16 protein-coding genes and 4 pseudogenes are annotated in these 19,236 nt (G+C 72.2%); 11 read left to right on the forward strand and 9 right to left on the reverse strand.

The window, feature by feature from the left end:
* Positions 1-82 precede the first annotated feature (82 nt).
* The gene (locus ABZ865_RS22605) at positions 83-817 is read left to right on the forward strand and encodes a hypothetical protein (RefSeq protein ID WP_361233013.1); all 735 of its coding nucleotides are present in this window, start codon (positions 83-85) and stop codon (positions 815-817) included.
* A gap of 63 nt (positions 818-880) precedes the next feature.
* The gene (locus tag ABZ865_RS22610) at positions 881-1,201 is read left to right on the forward strand and encodes a DUF6400 family protein (RefSeq protein WP_361233016.1); all 321 of its coding nucleotides are present in this window, start codon (positions 881-883) and stop codon (positions 1,199-1,201) included.
* 6 nt (positions 1,202-1,207) lie between these two features.
* On the opposite strand, the gene ABZ865_RS22615 is transcribed toward ABZ865_RS22610, so the two are convergent.
* Both ABZ865_RS22615 and ABZ865_RS22620 read right to left on the reverse strand, forming a co-directional pair.
* On the reverse strand, positions 1,208-2,035 hold the full coding sequence (locus ABZ865_RS22615; RefSeq protein ID WP_361233019.1) for a maleylpyruvate isomerase family mycothiol-dependent enzyme: 828 nt from the start codon (positions 2,033-2,035) through the stop codon (positions 1,208-1,210).
* Between the two features lie 117 nt (positions 2,036-2,152).
* Positions 2,153-2,743 carry a hypothetical protein gene (locus ABZ865_RS22620; protein ID WP_361233022.1) on the reverse strand — a complete coding sequence of 197 codons (591 nt, stop codon included), beginning with the start codon at positions 2,741-2,743 and terminating at the stop codon, positions 2,153-2,155.
* 195 nt (positions 2,744-2,938) lie between these two features.
* Between ABZ865_RS22620 and ABZ865_RS22625 the strand changes: the two genes are divergently transcribed.
* Positions 2,939-5,005 carry a serine/threonine-protein kinase gene (locus ABZ865_RS22625; RefSeq protein ID WP_361233025.1) on the forward strand — a complete coding sequence of 689 codons (2,067 nt, stop codon included), beginning with the start codon at positions 2,939-2,941 and terminating at the stop codon, positions 5,003-5,005.
* Positions 5,006-5,075: 70 nt separating this feature from the next.
* Here ABZ865_RS22625 and ABZ865_RS22630 read toward each other — a convergent pair whose 3' ends face one another.
* On the reverse strand, positions 5,076-6,983 hold the full coding sequence (locus ABZ865_RS22630; RefSeq protein ID WP_361233027.1) for an acyl-CoA dehydrogenase: 1,908 nt from the start codon (positions 6,981-6,983) through the stop codon (positions 5,076-5,078).
* A gap of 393 nt (positions 6,984-7,376) precedes the next feature.
* On the opposite strand from ABZ865_RS22630, the gene ABZ865_RS22635 reads away from it, so the two are divergent.
* The 3 genes from ABZ865_RS22635 to ABZ865_RS22645 all read left to right on the forward strand — a co-directional run bounded on the left by ABZ865_RS22635 (position 7,377) and on the right by ABZ865_RS22645 (position 10,384).
* The gene (locus ABZ865_RS22635) at positions 7,377-8,060 is read left to right on the forward strand and encodes a ScbR family autoregulator-binding transcription factor (RefSeq protein ID WP_361233030.1); all 684 of its coding nucleotides are present in this window, start codon (positions 7,377-7,379) and stop codon (positions 8,058-8,060) included.
* Positions 8,061-8,210: 150 nt separating this feature from the next.
* On the forward strand, positions 8,211-9,446 hold the full coding sequence (locus ABZ865_RS22640) for a cytochrome P450 (RefSeq protein WP_361233033.1): 1,236 nt from the start codon (positions 8,211-8,213) through the stop codon (positions 9,444-9,446).
* Positions 9,447-9,748: 302 nt separating this feature from the next.
* Entirely contained in the window at positions 9,749-10,384 is a 636-nt protein-coding gene (locus ABZ865_RS22645) for a ScbR family autoregulator-binding transcription factor (RefSeq protein WP_361233035.1), read from the forward strand.
* A gap of 162 nt (positions 10,385-10,546) precedes the next feature.
* On the opposite strand, the pseudogene ABZ865_RS22650 reads toward ABZ865_RS22645, so the two are convergent.
* Positions 10,547-10,774: pseudogene (locus ABZ865_RS22650) on the reverse strand (AraC family transcriptional regulator); the annotation flags it as partial.
* A gap of 9 nt (positions 10,775-10,783) precedes the next feature.
* Here ABZ865_RS22650 and ABZ865_RS22655 point away from each other — a divergent pair.
* Positions 10,784-11,158, forward strand: a pseudogene (locus tag ABZ865_RS22655) (isochorismatase family protein); the annotation flags it as partial.
* Positions 11,159-11,208: 50 nt separating this feature from the next.
* Here the strand turns inward: ABZ865_RS22655 and ABZ865_RS22660 are convergent.
* The 3 genes and pseudogenes from ABZ865_RS22660 to ABZ865_RS22670 all read right to left on the reverse strand — a co-directional run bounded on the left by ABZ865_RS22660 (position 11,209) and on the right by ABZ865_RS22670 (position 12,636).
* Positions 11,209-11,700: a peptidylprolyl isomerase gene (locus ABZ865_RS22660; protein WP_361233038.1), complete on the reverse strand. Its 492-nt coding sequence runs from the start codon at positions 11,698-11,700 to the stop codon at positions 11,209-11,211.
* Between the two features lie 216 nt (positions 11,701-11,916).
* Positions 11,917-12,147: a helix-turn-helix transcriptional regulator gene (locus ABZ865_RS22665; RefSeq protein WP_361233041.1), complete on the reverse strand. Its 231-nt coding sequence runs from the start codon at positions 12,145-12,147 to the stop codon at positions 11,917-11,919.
* 395 nt (positions 12,148-12,542) lie between these two features.
* A pseudogene (locus ABZ865_RS22670) lies at positions 12,543-12,636 on the reverse strand.
* A gap of 235 nt (positions 12,637-12,871) precedes the next feature.
* Between ABZ865_RS22670 and ABZ865_RS22675 the strand changes: the two are divergent.
* From ABZ865_RS22675 to ABZ865_RS22685, 3 genes and pseudogenes are all read left to right on the forward strand, one after another.
* Entirely contained in the window at positions 12,872-14,572 is a 1,701-nt protein-coding gene (locus ABZ865_RS22675) for a sigma-70 family RNA polymerase sigma factor (RefSeq protein WP_361233043.1), read from the forward strand.
* 128 nt (positions 14,573-14,700) lie between these two features.
* Positions 14,701-14,781: pseudogene (locus ABZ865_RS22680) on the forward strand (hypothetical protein); the annotation flags it as partial.
* A 40-nt stretch (positions 14,782-14,821) separates the two neighbouring features.
* Positions 14,822-15,760: a DUF6183 family protein gene (locus ABZ865_RS22685; RefSeq protein WP_361233045.1), complete on the forward strand. Its 939-nt coding sequence runs from the start codon at positions 14,822-14,824 to the stop codon at positions 15,758-15,760.
* Between the two features lie 67 nt (positions 15,761-15,827).
* On the opposite strand, the gene ABZ865_RS22690 is transcribed toward ABZ865_RS22685, so the two are convergent.
* The gene (locus ABZ865_RS22690) at positions 15,828-16,901 is read right to left on the reverse strand and encodes an NAD(+)/NADH kinase (protein ID WP_361233048.1); all 1,074 of its coding nucleotides are present in this window, start codon (positions 16,899-16,901) and stop codon (positions 15,828-15,830) included.
* A gap of 466 nt (positions 16,902-17,367) precedes the next feature.
* On the opposite strand from ABZ865_RS22690, the gene ABZ865_RS22695 reads away from it, so the two are divergent.
* A complete protein-coding gene (locus ABZ865_RS22695; RefSeq protein WP_361233049.1) occupies positions 17,368-18,072 on the forward strand; it encodes a DUF4232 domain-containing protein in 705 nt (234 codons plus the stop codon).
* Between the two features lie 17 nt (positions 18,073-18,089).
* On the opposite strand, the gene ABZ865_RS22700 is transcribed toward ABZ865_RS22695, so the two are convergent.
* Positions 18,090-19,004, reverse strand: coding sequence for a serine hydrolase (locus ABZ865_RS22700; RefSeq protein ID WP_361233051.1), 915 nt, complete (start codon positions 19,002-19,004; stop codon positions 18,090-18,092).
* Between the last annotated feature and the right edge of the window lie 232 nt (positions 19,005-19,236).

Here is a 19,236-nt window from a genome sequence, read left to right on the forward strand (position 1 = left end):
CCTCCCGGCCTTCCGGCCTTCCGGCCTCCCGGCCCCCGCACCCCCTGCGCCGAGCGGTCCGGCACCCGGGACAATCTTCGCCATGACCGAAGACAGGGGCGACGCCGAGAACCGCCTGGCCAGGATCGAGCGACTGTTGGAAAGCGGCGAGCGTGATCTGGTCCCCGCGTGGCGGCGGGTGACGCGCGGGGAGCCGCGCTTGGCGGTGACCGCCGTGATCGGGGTGGCGGTCGTCCTGCAGCTGGTGCTGCCGCACCGGCTCGCGCTCCAGCCGTTCTGGGTGCTGCCGGCGCTGGAGGTGGTGCTGCTGGCCGGCCTGATCGCCGCGAACCCCCGGCGGGTCGAGCCGCGCACGCGTCCGCTGCGGTGGCTGGGCCTCGGCCTGATCTCCGTCATCAGCGTGGCCAACGGCCTGGCGGCGGTCCGGCTCGTGGTGGAGCTGGTGAGCGGTCGCGCGGGGAAGGACGCGGTGCCGCTGCTGCTGACCGGCGGCGGGATCTGGCTGACGAACGTCATCGTGTTCGCCCTGTGGTACTGGGAGTGGGACCGCGGCGGTCCGATGGCGCGGGTCCTCGGCCGGCGGCAGCACGCCGACTTCCTCTTCGTGCAGATGCAGAGCCCGGAGCTCGCCCCGCCGGACTGGGAACCGGCGTTCCTGGACTACCTGTATCTGTCCTTCACCAACTCCACCGCCTTCAGCCCGACCGACGTGATGCCCCTGTCACGGTGGGCGAAGATGCTGATGATGCTGCAGTCCTCGGTCTCCCTGGTGACCATGGTCCTGGTGGTGGCGCGGGCCGTGAACATCCTGAAGTGACCTGCTGTGATGTCTCCCACCTGCTCTTGCCGTGGCGGGAAAGGCGTACCTACGTTCGGGTGTATGTCCTCCTTTGACCCCGTCCCTTCCGGTGAGCCGGACGACGAGTCCGCCGCGGTGAGCGAGTCCGAGCCGGTCGGCTTCGTCGTCGACCTGACCGCGCACGAGATGCTCCGGCGCACGCACGCCCTGGCCGCGCTGGGGCCCGACTGGGACCCCGTCGCGGCGCTGCGCGGCGAGGAGGAGGCGTACGACCTGCTGTACTCCGGCCTCGACGCGGAGCAGCAGCGCATCTACGACGAACTGGTCGCGGCCGGGGTGCTCCCCAGGCGCGGGGGCGGCGACGCCGCCGAGCACTTCGACGGCACCCGATCCCCGGGGTGAGACGGCTCAGGGCGCGGTGAACAGGGTCGGGAAGCGGGGGGCCAGCCAGGGCTTGGATCCCCAGGCGAGGACCTGACCCCGGGCGATGGCGCGCCAGGGGTTGAGCCGGCCCAGCGCGATGAGCAGGAACGCGGTCGGGTCCAGGAGGATCGTGCAGTCCGAGCGGTCCGCCGCCGGCCCCGGTGTCACCTGTACGACGCCGTCGGCCAGGGAGACGCCGAACGCCTCGCCCCCGCGCAGCCGGATCGTGTAGCGGGCCGTGAGACCGGCGGTGGCCGCGGTGTTCGTGACACGCGGCATGACCGAGAGCATGAACGGCATGCAGAGGCCCGCCCGCGGGCGGTCGACCATGTGCGGGCGGCCCAGGGCGCGCGCGAGATCGTATCCGTGGCCCAGCATGTGCGTGAGCAGGTACGACGCGAGAACGTCCCGGCCCATGGGGCCCAGCGGCGTGATCGGTGTACGGCCTTCGTCGGTGGTCCGCGCCATGGCGTCCAGGAACACCTCGGCCTGCTCCGCGATCATCGTCGCCAGCGGCTCCGCCCGGCGTTCCCCGAAGGCGGCGAGGGAGTCGGCGTTCGCCGCGGCCAGGCTCTGCGGGGTGCCGTCCCCGTAGGGGCGTTCACGCCCGGACGCGAGGTCGGCCATCAACTCGTTGGCCAGAGCCAGATGGGCGGCCGCCTCGCCGACGGTCCATTCCGACCCCGGTACGGGTACCGCCGTGTAGGACGCACCCCGCAACAGCGTGGCGATGTCCTCGGCGGTCGCCCGTATCGCCTGCCCGAGCCCTGCGGGCAAGGGCCCCTCGATGTCCTGCCGTTCCGTCGTCCGCACGCCGCCCGCCTCTCCCGCCTGCCGCGCCCCGTGCGCACGGGGCGCCGGGTACCCAACCAGACTCCAGGGCACCCGGCAAGCCCGCGGGTGGTGTGCGTTCCTCACCTCACCGTGCGCTCAGCGGCTGCCCGTCCAGTTGTGGGCCACGTCGATCACCAGGTGGTCGGGCAACTGGATGACCCGGAACGGCAGTCGGGCGCGGACCCCGAGGCCGACCTGCGTCTCTCCCTCGAAGCTGCCCGCGAACCGGGTGTCCCTGAACGTGCGGTATCCGGTGAGGTTCACGCCCGGCAGGGTGCGGCCCACCCGGCCCGGGTACGTGGCGGCGCCGGTCTCGGGGTCGTAGCTCGGCGCGCCGATGCGGACGTCGAGGACGGCCCCGCCGCCGACGGGGATGTACCGACCGCTGGCGGTCTGGTGGAGCCGGCTGACGTACCGGACGTAGTAGCCGAGGTGGTGGCCACCGCCGGGCACGTCGAACACCATGCGGTCGAAGCAGGCATGCCGACCGGTCCTGATGTTCTCCAGCGGCACGGCCCCGGCGGTGGGGCCGCCCTTGGCCCCGCTGCCCCAGCCGGTCGGACAGGCCGTCGCCAGTGCCGTCGCCTGTGCCGTGGCCGCCGGTGCGGCGCCCGCCGCGGACGATGCCACTCCCAGCCCTGCGCCCGCCATGACGAGCGCCGCTATCACTGCCCCAATTCTTCGCATGATGTCCCCCTTGGTCGAGTCATGCGCTTATGTGATGGGACACGCAGGTATGGCGAATGGTTGCATGTCGAGGTGGCTGAATTTCTGCGGTTTCGCCTCCGAGGGGAGAAGGCGTGCCGACTTCAACCATCCGCGTGATATACACATTCTCCACAACTTCCGCACGTCAGTCGGTCTGCTCCTGGGGGGAGTTCGGTGAGCACTACTGGCGCGGGCGGGCGGGTTCAGCCGGCCCATCTCGGGGACCCCTCCTGGATCGGCCCGTACCGGATCGTCGGCCGGCTCGGCGCCGGCGGCATGGGTACCGTCCACGCCGGCCTCACCGCCGAGGGGCTGCGGGTCGCCGTCAAGGTGATCCACCCCGCGCAAGCCCAGGACCCGGAGTTCCGGGCCCGGTTCCGCCGCGAGGTGCAGCTCTCCGCCCGTGTGCATGGCCCCTGCCTCGTACCCCTGCTGGCCGCCGACCCCGAGGCCGCGGCACCCTGGCTGGCGACCGCGTACGCCCCGGGTCCCACCCTCAGCCAGCACCTGGCCCAGTACGGGCCCCTCACCGGCGGCACCCTGTACGCCTTCGCGACCGGCACCGCCCAGGCCCTCGCCGCCATCCACGCGGCCGGCGTCGTCCACCGCGACGTCAAGCCGCAGAACGTCATCCTCACCCCTGCCGGACCGCGCGTCCTCGACTTCGGCATAGCCCACGCCGCCGACGGCACCAGCGTGACCCGCACCGGAGTCGTCACCGGCACCCCGGGCTGGATCAGCCCCGAGTACTACCGCGACGGCACCGCCGGACCCGAGGGCGACATGTTCGCCTGGGGTGCGCTCGTCGCCCACGCCGCCACCGGCCGCCTCCCCTTCGGCGCCGGGGCGCCCGACGCGGTGGCGTTCCGTGTCCTGTCCGGCGAACCCGATCTGGACGGCGTCCCCCGGGAGTTGCGGGAGATCGTGGCGACGGCCCTCGCGAAGCATCCTGGCGACAGGACACGCGCCGCCGCCGCGGCCGAGGAGTGCGCACGGCTGCTCGCCGCCGCGGCCACCCAGGTGGGCGGCGGCGCGGCGGGCCTCCAGAGCACCCGCGTCTCCGCCGACCCGGTCGCGGCCCAGTGGGAGATGCCCACCCTGGACGACCCCCGCTGGCACCCGCCGTCGTCGCCCACACGGAAGCGGACCGTCATCACCGCTCTCGTCGCGGCGGCCGTCGTCGGCGGCATCGCGGGCGGCGCCCTGGCCTTCCCGGGCGTCGGCGGCGACCGTGCCCGCGCCGCCAAGGCCGGCCCCACGGGCGGCGGTACGGCGTCCACGACCGTCACGCACGAGGACGGCGCCACCCCGGGCGCCGCGACCGCTACCACCCCAGCTGGGACGGCGGAGCCGGTGACCGACCCGCGCAGAGCGGCCGTTCCCACGGATCCGCTGGCCGGCGTGACCGACCCCGCCTTCACCCGCGCCGGGGACGAGACCCAGCCCGGCGACGACGAGTGGAGAATCAGCACCGCCGCGAGCACCCCGGCCGAGCAGCAGGTCGCCCAGGCCGTCCGGGACGGCATGAAGACCATGCTCGCCACCAAGAACATGGACTTCATGCAGCCCACGGTCACGTTCAACCGGCGCGCCCAGACGCTGATGGTGACCGGCGGACCGATCTCCCAGCTCCCCGAGAACGAGCAGGAGGTCTTCCGCAGGAGCGGGGAGATGGCCGCCTGCGTCGCCCTCGCGCGCCGGCTCAAGGACCACCCGACCAGCTGGCCGTACGGGCGCTACTCGGTTTTCTGGAAGGACTTCGACACCGATCCCGAGGCGAACATCCTCGGCTTCGGCGAAGCCACCGACGGCTGCTACACCCGGATCGCCGGGCAGTGGCAGGGAGACGAGGCCGGCCTGGCCACCGCCCGGATCCCGAGCAGCGACAAGGCCGAGATCCGCGTCGCCGACGCCATCGACAAGGCCGTCACCGCCGCGTGGCGGGCCCGGGCCGCCGAGGGCGACGGCCTGGAACCCTCCGCCGCGGACGACGAGATCAGCCTCGGCTTCGACCCCGTCGAGAAGGCGGCGTACGTGTGGATCGACGACTCCGCCGGACAGCTCGTCGGCCGCGCCCAGCGGGCGAACTTCCAGGACGTCGTCACCACCACCGCCTGCCCGAAGCTGGTCTCCGAGTACAGCAGCAACAAGGCGTGGCAGTACACCCGCTGGTCGGTGGCGGTGTTCGCCGGCAACAGCGGCGCCCCCGAATTCACGGGCTCGGGTGACTGCATGCCCTAGGTCCCGCAGAGGCGCTGCGGGACCGGGGTCACTCAGGGGTCCGCAGAGGTTCTCTGGACCGCGGGATCACTCACTCAGGCGGCATGGCGTAGTCCGCGAGTGATACGCAGCCGGAGTTGGCCAGGGGTATGCCTTCCAGATACGCGGTCGGCAGGTCGAACGCGTCGACCAGGTCCGACATGTGCGGGGCGAGGTCGTGGAGGACGTCGTCCAGGAGCTGGGGCAGGCCGCGTACCTGCTCGGGGGAGAGATGGCCGTGGGCCAGCAGGTCGCCGCTGTACGGGCCGATCTCCTGCAGCAGGAACAGCAGGCACAGCCGCTCCAGCAGATCACCGGCCTGGGGGTCGCCTGCGCGGGCGGCCGCGTCGAGGAAGGCGTCCGTCGCCTGCAGCCGGGCGTGCACCGACACCATTTCCAGGGCGGCGGACGAGGCGCCGTTCCACCGGGCCACCGGGTCCCCGGACGGGCCCTGGCGCAGTTGGGCGCGCGCCCGGTCCTGCCAGATGGCCTCGACCCGGGCCAGCAGCTCCCGCACGTGCCGGGGGTCCCTCAGCTGCCGTATGCCGCCGGGGGTCTCCAGGGCGTGCCGGGGCGGCTGGTGCGCGAAGAGCATCTCGGCGGCGGCCTTCACCCAGATCACCGTGTTGTCGCCCTCGGCGGTGACGGTGCCCTCGATGTACTGCGGGAACTCGGACAGCCCGTTGGCCGCGAACAGCCCCTGGGCGCCGCAGCGTTCCCGGCACTCGACGGTGACGGTGCGTGCCTGCCAGGTGATCCAGCTCTTGGCGATGGCCACCAGGCGCTCCGCGTCCGCGCGCTGCTCGGTGTCCCCGCCGGCCCCGTGGGCGGTCCAGCGGGCGAGCGCCGAGCGGTGCAGGAAGGTCATCGCGTAGGCGGTGGCGAGGCCCTGGAGCAGCGGCCGATGGTGGGAGCGGTGGGCGTTGACCGGGATGCGCTCGCCGGCCCGCGGCCCGCTGACCTGCCGGTGGTCGCCGTAGCGCACGGCGATGGCGAGTGCGGCCCGGGTCGCGCCGATGGCGGCACCGCTCATGCACAGCTTGCCCATCGTGACCCGGCCGATGGACTGCAGGAACCGCTTGCGCCGGTTGCCGAGGCTGCTGTGCAGCCGGCCGTCGGCGTCCAGCCGGCCGTGCGCGGACTCCAGCAGGGCGTCGCGCGGCAGGAGTACATGGTCGAACGAGGTCAGACAGTGGTCCACCGGGGCGCCCGTACGCATGGGCAGCCGGCGCACCCCGACCCCGGGCCGCAGTCCGTTCTCGTCGCTCAGCGGGGTCAGGAAGAGGAAGACGCCCTCGTCCCGGCCGTCGACCAGGAGGCGGGCGGCCACCACGGCGCTCTTCGGGCCGCCGGTCAGGCTGGTGTTGGGCATGAACTTCTGGGCGCCCGGGTGCGGTGTGTTCAGCACGAACCGGCCGGTGAGCGGGTCGAGTTCGGCGGTCGTCTCCAGCGCCGACGCGTCGTTGCCGTGCTCCAGTTCGGTGCAGAGGAAGGTGCCGATGCGTCGGAGCGTCGTGAAGTCCGACAGGTCACGGATGCCGGCGCCCGCGTGATCGAGCAGGGAGCCGAGGAACAGGTTGTAGTGGATGCTCGCCACCGTGCACAGGCCCCCGCCGCCGTCCACGATCGCCGCCCACTCGTGCAGTGCCGCCAACTTCGCCGGGTCGTCCGCGAGTTGTACGGCGTCCCCGGCGGTGTCGTTCACCAGCCGCAGCCAGTCGTAGGAGAGGGCCGCGCGTTCGGCCGGGCCCAGTCCTGGACGGTGGCGGAAGGTGTCCTTCGCGATGAGGTCGCGCCAGCGGCCGTGGACCTCTTCGACGTCGTCGCCGCTGTCGTCCTCGAAGAGGAGCCGGGTCAGTTCGGTGACGGGTGACGTGTCCTGATGAAGCCCTTGACGGGCGCTGAACTTCTCGGTCCTCGGTGCCGGGGGGAGGTCTATGGGGGGTGTCAGAAGGGTCATGGCCTGCTCCCGTAGTCGCAGATCCGGAAGGTTGGGATGCGCAACGTCAGAAGATACGGACCTCCCGGTTTGCTTATCAAGCAAAATTTCTGCCAGTCGGTTACCGACCCCTTGCATTCTGTGTGCACTTCCTGACCTGTCAAGTGACAGCAGATGACAGCTTCTTGCACAGCGACTCCGTCCACCGGCCCTGCTCGGGCGGGTGAGTTGGGCGTTGAGATACCGGGCGACACGTTTTATTGTGGCGGTCAGCGACGGGCCCGGACGCCCGGCAGAGGGTACGGAGGGGGTGTGCTCACGCTTGAAAGGCCGAGTTCCGGGGTGGCAGGATGCGTACCTGTCGGTCTCTTTTCGGTGCCGATCGGTCCGTGAAGCCAGTGCGGAGGGTGTGCCGTGGCCCTGCAGGAACGAGCGATCAGGACGAGGCGCAACATCCTGGTGGCCGCAGCCGACGTGTTCGCCGAGGTCGGTTACGAGGCGGCGACCATCTCCGAGATCCTGCAGCGGGCGAACGTCACCAAGGGCGCCCTCTACTTCCACTTCGCCTCCAAGGAGCAGCTCGCCCAGGCGGTGCTGACGGACCAGCTCAACTCCGTACCGGTCTCGCCACCGCGGGACCTGGTGCTCCAGGAGGGGCTGGACGCCGGTCTTCTCCTCGCCCATCTGCTCGGCGCGGGCGACCCCATGGTGCGCGGCAGCATCCGTCTGACCGTGGACCAGGGATCACCGCAGGACGGACTCGACCGGCGGGTGCCCATGGCGTCCTGGATCGAGCACAACGCCAAACTCCTCGCGCGCGCCAAGGCGAACGGCGAACTGCTGCCCCACGTCGACGTCGAGGCCGCGGCCAAGGCGTTCGTCGCCGCGTTCACCGGTGCCCAGGTGCTGTCCAAGATCATGAGCGACCACGCCGACCTGATGGACCGCGTGGTCGATCTCTACCGGCATCTCATGACCAGCGTCGCGGTCCCCGCGGTGCTCGTCCGCCTGGACATGTCCATGGACCGGGGCCGGCGGGTCTACGAGGAGGCCATGGCCCTGCGCCGGGAAGAGGACGGGGTCGGGGCCACCGGCTGAGCGGAACCTCCAGGGGTACGGACACGGCTGTCGGTGCGAGGAACGGGACGGCCCGCCGCGGGCACATCCCGGACCGGGGAGGGACGACCCTCCCTCGGGCACGTCGCGACGCAACAACGTGAGGCACGACCGAACCCAGGGAGCACACCGATGGAGAAGACCGCCTGCCCTTACACCTTGGACATCACGGGCCGCGACCACATGGGAGAGGCAGCCACGCTGCGCGCCCAGGGCCCCGCCGTCCAGGTCGAACTGCCCGGCGGAGTGATCGCCTGGGCCGTCGTCCAGCAGACGTACGTGGAACGGCTGCTGGCCGACCCGCGCGTCTCGCGCAGCGCCCGCCTGCACTGGCCGGCGTTCATCGAAGGCAAGATCACCGAGGAGTGGCCGCTCTACCCGTGGGTGGCGAACGAGAACATGCTGTTCGCCTACGGGGAGCACCACACCCGGCTGCGCCGGCTGGTGGCCGGGGCGTTCACCGCGCGACGCTCCGAGACCCTGCGCCCCCGCGTCGAGGAGCTGTCCGCCGAACTGCTCGACAGCCTGGCCGCCGTCGCCCTCGGCACCCCCGTCGACCTGCGCACCTCGTACGCGGAGGTGCTCCCGCTGCGCGTCATCTGCGAACTGTTCGGAGTGCCGCGCGGCGCCGAGACGGACGCCCTGTCCGCGGCCCTGAGCACGGTGTTCAGCTCCACCGTCTCCGCCGCGGAGATGGAGGCCGCGCGGATGGAGGCCTTCGGACGGCTCGCCGCCCTCGTGAAGACCAAGCGGCAGCAGCCCGGCGACGACCTCACCAGCTCGCTGATCGCCGCCCGCGACAACGACGACCGGCTCACCGAGGACGAACTGCTCGGTTCCCTCTTCATGTTCATCGCCGCCGGCCAGGACACCACCGCCACCCTGATCACCAACGCGGCCGGCGCCCTGCTCACCCACCCCGAGCAGCTGGAGCACGTCCGCGCGGGACGGGCGACCTGGGCCGACGTGGTCGCCGAGGCCATGCGGGTGCACACGCCCGGCGCGTACTCGCCGCTGCGGTTCGCGGTGGAGGACATCGACCTCGACGGCGTCACCATCCGCAAGGGCGAGTGCATCCTCGTCAACTTCGCGGCGGGCGGCCACGAGACCGACCGGCACGGCCCCGACGCTGACCGCTTCGACGTGCTGCGCACCGACCGCGACATCCTCGGCTTCGGCCACGGCCCGCACCGCTGCCTCGGCGCCCCGCTCGGCGAGATCGAGGCCGCCTCCGCCCTCGCCAAGCTCTTCGACCTCTTCCCGGACGCCCGACTCGCCTGCGCTCCCGAAGAGTTGGAGCCGCTGCCGACCTTCATGCTCAACGGATACCGCGCACTTCCCGTCGTGCTGCGCCCGTCGGCTTCCTGAGCGCACGGCGCGCCGACGGCAGGCGCCGGGGCTCTGGACGAGGAAGGCCAGGGCCCCGGCGGGTGAAATCCGGGTGAACACACCGCACGGACGGTTTGGTTGGAGGGAAGGAGTATGCCCCGGAGGCCGATTAAGCCCTGCTGTACTGGCAGTTTGTCACCATCCCAAGGGATTCCGGCCTGGCTTGCCGTCAAGTCTTGCCGCATCAGGCCCCGCTAAAACATACTGAACATGCGGTTAGATGCGGATCAGGGCGACGGGACGGCCAGACGGCCACCGGAGCCGGCCCGAAGGAGAGCGTCATGGTCAAGCAGGTACGGGCGGCCTTCACCCGCCAGGCCCTGGTCCGCGCGGCGGCGGAGGTCTTCGCCGACAACGGATACGCCCGCGCCTCCCTGCCGGCGATCAGCAGACGGGCCGGGGTGAGCGCGGGCGCCCTGCACTTCCACTTCCCGAGCAAGGACGAACTGGCCGGCGAGGTCGAGCGGGCGGCGACGCACGCGGTGACGGAGATGACGCGGCACTGCCGCCGCACCCGCGGCAGCGCGCTGAGCGCGCTGATCGCCGCGACCCACCAGTTGGTCGGCGCCTTCGCCGCCGACCCCGTCACCTGGGCGGGCTTCAGGCTGAGCGGTGACCCCGCGTGGCGGGACAGGGCCGGACTCCTTGACTGGTGGCACACCTGGGTGCACGACATGCTCCGCCAGGCGCGGGACGAGGGCGAACTCACCGACGGTGTCTCGACGGAGGGCGCGGCCGCAGCGGTCGTCGCCGCCACCGTCGGCTTCGAGGTGCTCGGCAGCCGGGACCGGGAGTGGCTGTCCACGGAGCGCATGACCCAGTTCTGGACGTTCCTGCTGCCGAGCCTCGCCGGGGCCCCCGAGGAGGACCTCACCCGGATGCTGAGCTACGGCATGGCCGAGGCCGCCCGCACCTGAACCGGAACACGAAGAACCCCCCGCCCTTGAATCCAGGGACGGGGGTTCTCTTCGAGCGCCGGGCAGGCCTTGCACCTGCATTTCCCCGCAGGAAGCGGGGCGTCTTTCCTTGGACCACCAACGCGTCGCGCCTCACCCGCACTTGGGTGCCGCGCTCAAGATCGAGCTTATCAGGCGGTTGCGGGCGACTTCGACCCGGGCGGACTCGATGTAGGCGGCCGGGGTCATGCCGAGCTCGGACGTGAAGATGCGGGTGAGCTGGCGCTCGCTGACGTGGGCGTACTCGGCGAGATCGGGGACGGTGAGGCGGCCGGTGAGGTGCCGCGCGAAGTGGTGCCGGAGGTCGTCCATGCGGCGTGTCGTGGAGACCGGTTCGATCGGGACGCTGAACGCGCGGTGGCCGAGATCGGCCGGATCCATGCCCGGGTGGCGCCCGTCGAGGGCGAGTCCGTGGTCGTCAAGACGACGCCCGACGCGTTGGCCGGTACCGGCCTGGGCGACCTGGTGGACGCGGCCGGGCACAAGGACGTGATCATCGCCGGGTTCATGACCCGCATGTGCGTGGCCTTCACCGCCGCCGGCGCGTTCCTGCGCGGCAACCGGCCCACGGTCGTCGCCGACGCCTGCGCGACGCGGCCTCTGACGTCGGGTGTCTCCGAGGTGTCCGCCGACCAGCTCCACCACGGCGCGCTCGCCACGATCGCCGACCTGTACGGCGTCGTGGTGCCGTCCGCCACGTCCCTGGACCGAGTGCCGGACCGGCCGCAGGGGTGAACCGCCCGCCGTGCCCCTGAGCGAGGGGCACGGCGGTTCGGCGGGTCCGGTCAGACCGTGCCGCTCTCGGCGATCGCGATCTTGGCCGACGTGGCGCCGCTGCGGCTGCCGAGGCTCTCGACCTTGTCGACGACGTCCTGGCCCTCGACGACCTCGCCGAAGACCACGTGCTTGCCGTCGAGCCAGTCCGTGACGACCGTGGTGATGAAGAACTGCGAGCCGTTGGTGTTCCGGCCGGCGTTCGCCATGCTCAGCAGGTACGGGCGGTCGTGCTTGAGCTGGAAGTTCTCGTCCGCGAACTTCTCGCCGTAGATGCTCTTGCCGCCGGTGCCGTCGCCGCGGGTGAAGTCGCCGCCCTGCAGCATGAACTGCGGGATGACGCGGTGGAACGTGGAGCCGGCGTAGCCGAAGCCGTGCTGACCGGTGGCCAGCTCGCGGAAGTTCTTGGCGGTCTTGGGGACCACGTCGTCGAAAAGACGGAAGACGATCCGGCCGGCCGGCTCGTCGTTGATGGTGATGTCGAAGTAGACGTTGTCGCTCATGGAGATCAACCTACCGCCGCTCGGCCCCGCCGCTTGCCAGGGCCCGGTCACGACGCGCTGTCGAGGGTGGGTCCGCGCGTGGCTCAGACGGCTGTGGTTCTCGATTGCAATCCTTATGGTAGGCATATGTGCTGCATTTTTTGATATTTGCTGCGCATCTGCAAACACATGAGGATGGGTTGGTGTCCCGGCGGGTCCGTCGCCGGGCTCACGGCATCACAGGCCCAGGGCGATGGCCATGCGGGTCAGTTCGGCCGTGCTGCTGATGTTGAACTTGGCACGAATGCGGCGGAGGTAGGCGTCGACGGTGTGCTTGGAGAGGCCCATGTGGCGAGCTGTCTGGAGGTAGGTCCGGCCGGCGGCGATGTGCCGCAGGGTCTCCCGCTCACGCGGAGCCAGCTCGGGGGTCGCGACCTCGGTGGTCGGTGCGGCGAGGCTGAGGCTCATGGGGATTCCTTCGGCGGATCGGCTCGGGTTCGCTGCTCGCATCGCGTGAGCGGGAGACGTTTGCCCGATTAGGACGATTTGCCCTGGTTTCTTCAGACTCCTCCGCGTTCTTCATGACAGCGTCCGTCGCCTGTCACAGGCGTGTCACAGGGAAGGGTGCAGCGTTTGAGTGCAAGAAAGGCCCTGGTGGCAGCGTTCTGATTGCGGAATGTGACCGAATTGGTCGATCTGGGTGACAGTCTGGGCGCCCTCGCCCTCGCCACTCGGCCTCGCCGCTCGCCATCGCCGGCAGGCCGGCCTGCCGGTCGCGCCCGCGCGCGGCTGAGGAATGTCACGCAAGCCAACTCAGATGACTGGCAGGGCAGTTGGCCCATCAAGCGTGATTGTAAGCTCGGCGGAGAGGGCAGGATTCGAACCTGCGTGGGCCGCGTGGGCCCGACCTCGAGACGCGCTCGCTGGTCCCCGATCAACCACTCCGGGCACCTCTCCCAGCTCCCGGCCCCGTGTTCCCGGGGGCCGTTCACATGAATCAGCATGCCCGGCCCCGCTGACGGCGCGCTGACACCCGATGTGATCCGGTCCATTGCGATCGCCGACCCTGGCCGCGAATCTCTCGTGGAACAAAGATCCGAAGAACTGTTATCCGGCGCTCGCCCAGCGGTCTCCCAGGCATCGGACAGACATCGGACCGCGTCGTGCGGCGTCGAGGACAGGGAAGCTTCAGATGAGGACACAGCACACGGTGGCGCCTACGGCACTGGTGACGGCTGCCCAAGAGGGTGACGTGGAGGCTCAGGACGCCCTCGTGAGTGCGTATCTGCCGCTGGTCTACAACATCGTGGGGCGGGCCCTGAACGGCTCGGTCGACGTCGACGACGTCGTGCAGGAGACCATGCTGCGGGCCCTGGACGCGCTCCCCGGGCTGCGTGCTCCCGAGAGCTTCCGCTCCTGGCTCGTGGCGATCGCCATGAACCAGGTACGGGCCCACTGGTACGAGCGGCAGGGCGCCCCCGGCACCGTGGAAGAGGCGACCGACCTCGCGGATCCGGGCGCCGACTTCGTGGACCTGACGATGGTTCAGCTGCAGTTGTCCGGCCAGCGCCAGGAGACCGCGCGCGCCACCCGCTGGCTGGAGCCGGACGACCGGGCTCTGCTGTCGCTGTGGTGGCTGGAGTGCGCCGGCGAGCTGACCCGGGCCGAGGTCGCCGCCGCCCTGGAACTGTCGCCCCAGCACACGGCGGTCCGCGTGCAGCGGATGAAGGCGCAACTGGAGGCGTCCCGCGTGGTGGTGCGGGCGCTCGACGCGCAGCCGCCGTGCGCGGAGCTGTGCGGCGTGCTGGCCGGCTGGGACGGCCGTCCGTCGGCGCTGTGGCGCAAGCGCATAGCCCGGCACGCCCGCGGCTGCGCGCGCTGCGGGGGCCTGTGGAGCGGGCTGATGCCCGCGGAGGGCCTGCTGGCCGGCCTCGCCCTGGTCGCCGCGTCGCCCGCGCTGCTGGCGAAGGTGCGCTCCGCCACCGGCGGGATGACCGCGACCGGCGGGACGACCGTCACCGGCGCCATGGCCGTGACCGGCTCGGCCTCCGCGCTCGACGCGTCCACGGGACCGGCCGCGGTGGGCCACGCCGCCTCGGGCCCGGCGGCCGGCGGGCACCGCGCCCCGCGCGGGCGGACGACCTCCCGCGGCGAGGCCCGGCGCCGCCGACGCATCCGGCGCCGGGCCGTCGGCGGCGCCGTGGTGGCGGCCTGTGTCGCGGGCGGCGGCCTCTGGTACTTCGGCTCCTTCGACGCGGGACCGGGCACCGGAACCGAGGACGCGACCGCCTCGCGCACCACCGGGGAATCCCTCACGGACCTCTCGGCGCCCGATGCCCTCGCGACCACGCCCTCGGCTTCGGCCTCCGTGTCACCGTCCGCGTCGGCCTCCAAGAAGCCGAAACCCTCCAAGTCCCCGCAGCCCACGAAGAAGACGGCGCCGACGCCCCGTCGGTCGGCTCCGGCGCCCCAGAGCGCGCCGCCGCCACCGCAGGCGCAGACGGCACCGTCGGACACGGTGGCGCAGGTGGTCGCGCTGGTGAACAAGGAACGGGCGGCCGCCGGCTGCGGACCGCTCACGGAGGACCCGCAGCTGGAGAAGGCCGCGCAGAACCACTCCGACGACATGGCCGCCCGTGACTTCTTCGACCACACCAACCCGGACGGCGCCGACCCCGGACAGCGCATCACCGCCGCGGGCTACCGCTGGTCCACGTACGGGGAGAACATCGCGAAGGGCCAGCAGACGCCCGAGTCCGTGATGGACTCCTGGATGAACAGCCCCGGCCACCGCGCCAACATCCTCAACTGCTCGTTCAAGGACATCGGCGTGGGCGTCCACCGGGGTGCGGGCGGCCCCTGGTGGACGCAGGACTTCGGCGCCAAGCTCTGACACCGCCCGGGGGACCCGGCGGAACGTGGGGCCGGCGCCCAGGACGTAGGCTCGTCGCCGTGACTGATCGGATAGAGAAGATCGTGGCGGAGCTGCCGGACCTGACGGAGGTCACCGGCGTGTGGGCCGTGGCCGCCGACCGTCTGGCACAGGGCGACGCCGCCTTCCCCGCCGACCTCGGCATCGCCGTCGCCCGGCGGTACGCCTCCGACGCCGGGAACATGTGGCAGTACCGCAGCGTCCTCGACCATGTGCTGCGGCTCCTGGCCCACCACTCCCGGCCCCGGGCACGTCGCCCAGGCCCTGCGCCTGGTGGCCGCGCCGGAGGTCGCCGGCAGAGGACGGGACCGCGCCACGGCGTCGCTGCTGGCGTCCAGCCACCCCGTCGAGGAACTGGCCGTGGCGTACACCGGGCACGCCTCGGAGGAACTGCGGGCGTGCCTGGTGCACGAACTGGTGCTCAGGGACGTCGCCGTGACCGAGACACCCGGCATCGCGGGCTGGGCGACCTCGCCCCACTGGAGCCATCACCCCCTGCGCCGGCTGCCGCTGGAGCGGTCCTCGGTCGAGGAACGCGTGGATCTGCCGAAATACGCCCTCCACGGCGAGAGTTACTCCATGCCGTACGGGGCCTGGGACGAACACGGCCTGCCGGTCGTCACCGGTGCCCCCGTGCCGCTGGCGACGGAGACGACGACGGCCGCGGACGCGCAGGCCATGACCGGGGCCGTGGCGAACTGGGCCGAGGAGTCCAACGGCCGCATGGAGGCGCGGGTCTTCGCGCTCGCGGACCCGCTGGCAGCGGAGTCGGTCCCGGCGGCCCTGCTGACGCTGGGGCTGGAATGCATGAAGGGCGAGGAGAAGAAGTCCACGCTCCTGGTGTCCCCCTGTCCGCCGGCCGAGGCATGGCGGGTGCTCTTCGCCGCCGCGTCCACCGGAGGGGCCTACAACTCCGGCCTGCGCGGCGCCTACGGGCGCCTGGCCGCGTGGCAGTCCCTGGCCGCTCTCGCCGGAGCCCCGCAGGACGCCCCCTTCGCCGAGGCCGAGTCGCTCGTCCGGGAGTCCACCTGGTACGGCTTCGACGCCGAGACCGCGTGGTTCGACCAGGTGGCCTGGGACTTCGGCATCGCCGCCCTCGCCCCGGACGGCCGCAGGCTGGCCGTGCTGGCCGCCACGGACACCGACTGAGACGCCCCGGTCCCGGCCACATCGATCGGGCCGCCTGCATGAAAGGGCGGAACCGCGGGGGTGTACGTCAGTTGGGCCGGGGTGCGTCGCCCGGAGCCGACGGCAGCGCGAGGTGGGCGAGGTCGCCGGGCGGCGGTGTGGTCACCGGCCACAGCGGAGCCGCGCCCCCGTCGGCGACCGCGGCCGGCGCGTCGGTGAGGTTCATGCGTTCGCGCAGCCGGCCGTAGAAGTCCATGGGGCCGAGGCGGACTGCCTTGAGCCGGCGGGGAGCGGCGTACACCCCGATCCAGTCCCCGGGGTGGAGCACGCCGCGCAGCTGTCCGTCGATGCTGACGGCCGCCTCGCCCGACCGTTCGAGCACCCGCAGCGCGATCGGCTCGTCCGGGGCGGCCAGGACCGAGCGGTTGAACGCCATGTGCGGGGCGACCGGCGTGAAGAGCAGCCCTTCCGCGCGGGGCGAGACGACCGGACCGCCGGCGGCGAAGCTGTACGCCGTCGAACCCGTCGGCGTGGCCACCAGCAGCGCGTCGGCGGAGTAGCTCGCGAGGAGCCGGCCGGCCAGATAGACGGCGACCGACACCTGTCGGTCCCGGGCCAGCTTCTCCACGACGATGTCGTTCAGCGCGGTGACGTCCAGCGCGACCCCCCAGTCGCTCCCGGTCTCGCACTCGGGGCGCACCCGGGGCGGGGGCAGCATCGGCCCACGGCCGTACCGGACCAGGGCCTCCACGTTCTCCGGCACGACCAGCCGGCACGACGCGCGCATGGTGAGCAGCATCCGCTGCTCGATGTTGATCCGCTCGCTCCGTACGGCGTCCAGGGCGGCGCGCACCGCCGTTGCCGGGACTTCCGTCAGGAAGCCCACCCGCCCGAGGTCGACACCGAGCACCAGGGCGTCGTTCTCGGCCGCCAGCCGGGCCCCGCGCAGGAAGGTCCCGTCGCCACCCAGCGTCACGATCAGGTCGGGATCGCCCGCGGCCTCGACCTCCTGCCGGGCGCTGTGCCGCTCGCCCGGCTGCCACACGTCGATCTCGGCGCACCCCACGGCGTGCTCGGCGCACCACTCGCGCACGGTCCGCGCGGCGGCCACGGCCTCCGCCCGCCCGCTGTGCACGACCAGGCCGACACGGCTCACTGTCATACCCGCACACCCGCCTCCCAGCCCGACCGCCCGGAGTGCCATCCTCGCCGCGGAACGAGCCGCCGCCGCGCACGCCACGCCGCCGGACGGATCCGACCGGCCGTCCGCGGACCGCGCCCCTGCTCGTCCCCCGTGCCGCGCAGCCGATCCGATCCGGTCCGCGCCGGTCCGGCCTGCCCCGATCCGCCGCGGCCGGGTCCCATCCGCGCCGCTCGGGTTCCGTCCGGCTCAGGTTGCGTCCCGCTTCCCGCGCCGCTCGGGTTGCGTCCGCCCTCGGCGCCGCTCCGGTCCCATCCCGTCCGCCCCGCCCTGGTCCCGCCCCGTCCGTGCCGATTCGGCCCGGGTTTTGTCACCGCCATGTCACAGGCGATCCGGCGTGGAACCCCGGCTCGCGCGGCCCTGTCTCCCTCGGTGACCACCGGCTCGGAGCCGGTCGACCTGTGCACTTCGGACATCGGGGGACCCCATGCAGTACGGCACCACCACGCGCGCCACCGTCTCGGCCATGGCCGTGATCGCGGCGGCACTGGCACTCACGGCATGTCAGTCGGACGGCGACGGAACGGCCACCAAGGCGCCGACCACGACCCCGACCACCGCCGCGTCCTCCCCGGCATCCGCTTCCCCCACGGCACCCGCTACCGCGACCCCGTCGGCGTCCGGCGGCGGCGCGTCCACCGCGAGTGCCGCCCCCGCCTCCCCGGCGTCCGCCACCTCGGCCGGCACCGCGCCGACGTGCGCGGCCGCGGCCCTGGAGACCTCGGCGTACCAGGCCGCCGTCCGCCCGGACGGCACCGGCACCGGAGCGGCGGTGATCCAGTTCAAGAACGTCTCCGCGAAGCCGTGCGTGCTGCGCGGGCACCCGACGGTGGCCGGCGCCGGCAACGGCTCACCCCAGCACAACACCCCGCTCACGGTGACCCGCACGGGCTCCGCGGCCGACGTGAAGGTCGCGCCGGGCGGCAAGGCCTGGGTGAAGCTCACCTTCGTGCAGGTACAGGGCGAGGGCGACGGATACTGCGCGTCGGGCGCGAAGCCCGCCGTGTACCCGACGCTGGTGGTCGGTCTGACCGGTTCGGGCGCGCATCAGGTCGCCCTGAACGACGGCCAGTTCGCCGAGTGCGACAACAAGGTCACCGCGACCGCGGTCTCGGCGGTGAAGCCCGCCTGACCTGGCCGGGAGGCGGCTCAGCGGGCGGTCGTGGAGGAGACGGCGGCGCGAGCCGCCCGTTCCACCAGGGCGACGCCCTCCGGCATCGACTTGTTGCCGTCCGAGAGGACCGCGACGAGGTAGTGGTGCCCGCCGCTGGTGATCCGGCCGACGCTGTTGACGTCCCACAGCTCGGTCGTGTTCCGCTGCAGCCACCCGTTCTTCAGCGCCCAGCCCGAGTCGGTCGCCGCCGAGACGCCCCAGGACTGATCGGCGGCGATGCGGCTCATCAGCGTGCGGAGGTAGGTGCGGGAGGCGTCGGTCAGCGCCGGCTTGGCTCCCGCCTTCGCGGTCGGCCCGCTGTCGAAGACCGCGCGCAGCAGTCGTATCTGGTCGCTGGCCGTCGTCCGGGTCAGACCCCACTTGGCGCCGGGACCGCCCTTGGTGGAGGTCAGGCCCAGCCGCTTGTTGGCCGCCTCCAGGCCCGGGGCGCGACCGATCTTCCGCCACAGGGCGTTGGCCGCCGCGTTGTCGCTGCGCTTGATCATCGCCTCCGCCTGAGTGCGCTCGCGCGCGGTCAGCGGGTGCCCGGAGTCCTGCGCCTGGATCAGTGCGGTGGCGAGGATGTCGACCTTGACGATGCTCGCCGTGTCGTACGGGGTGTCGTCGCCGTAGACCGCGGGCGTGCGGCCCGCGCCGTCCAGGTCGAGGACCGCGGCCGTCACCCGTGCCTTCCCCTTGGCCTGCACCGACGCCCGGAAGTCGGCCGCGGAGGCAGCGGCGGAACCGGAGCGGGCCGACGCCGTGGCGGCGGAAGCGGGCGCCGCGTGGAGCGGGCTCGCCGCGACCAGCGCCGCCGCGGCGAGGACCCCGGACGCCACCGCACGCCTGCCCGTGGACCCGGCCTTCCGGGGGTGCCGCGGTTGCTTGGAGGGGCGGGGCAGGAACGGCATGTGGGGGCCTCAGTGGTTCGGGGACGGGGACACGCGACAGCGAACGTAAACAAAACGCCCGCCCCGCGAAGTGACGGCCGCCACGACAGGGCCCCGTATGCCGGAATTGTGAGCAGAGCAACAGGTGCGGAGGTGAGCCGAGCGTGACCGGGACTCGCACGGCGTGACCTGGCGGTGAGAGTGCCGACCGGATGCCGAGCGCGCCCTAGAGGGGTCGCCCGCGTCCGATGAG

It is taken from the genome of Streptomyces sp. NPDC047085 (assembly GCF_040643735.1).
Classification (GTDB): domain Bacteria; phylum Actinomycetota; class Actinomycetes; order Streptomycetales; family Streptomycetaceae; genus Streptomyces.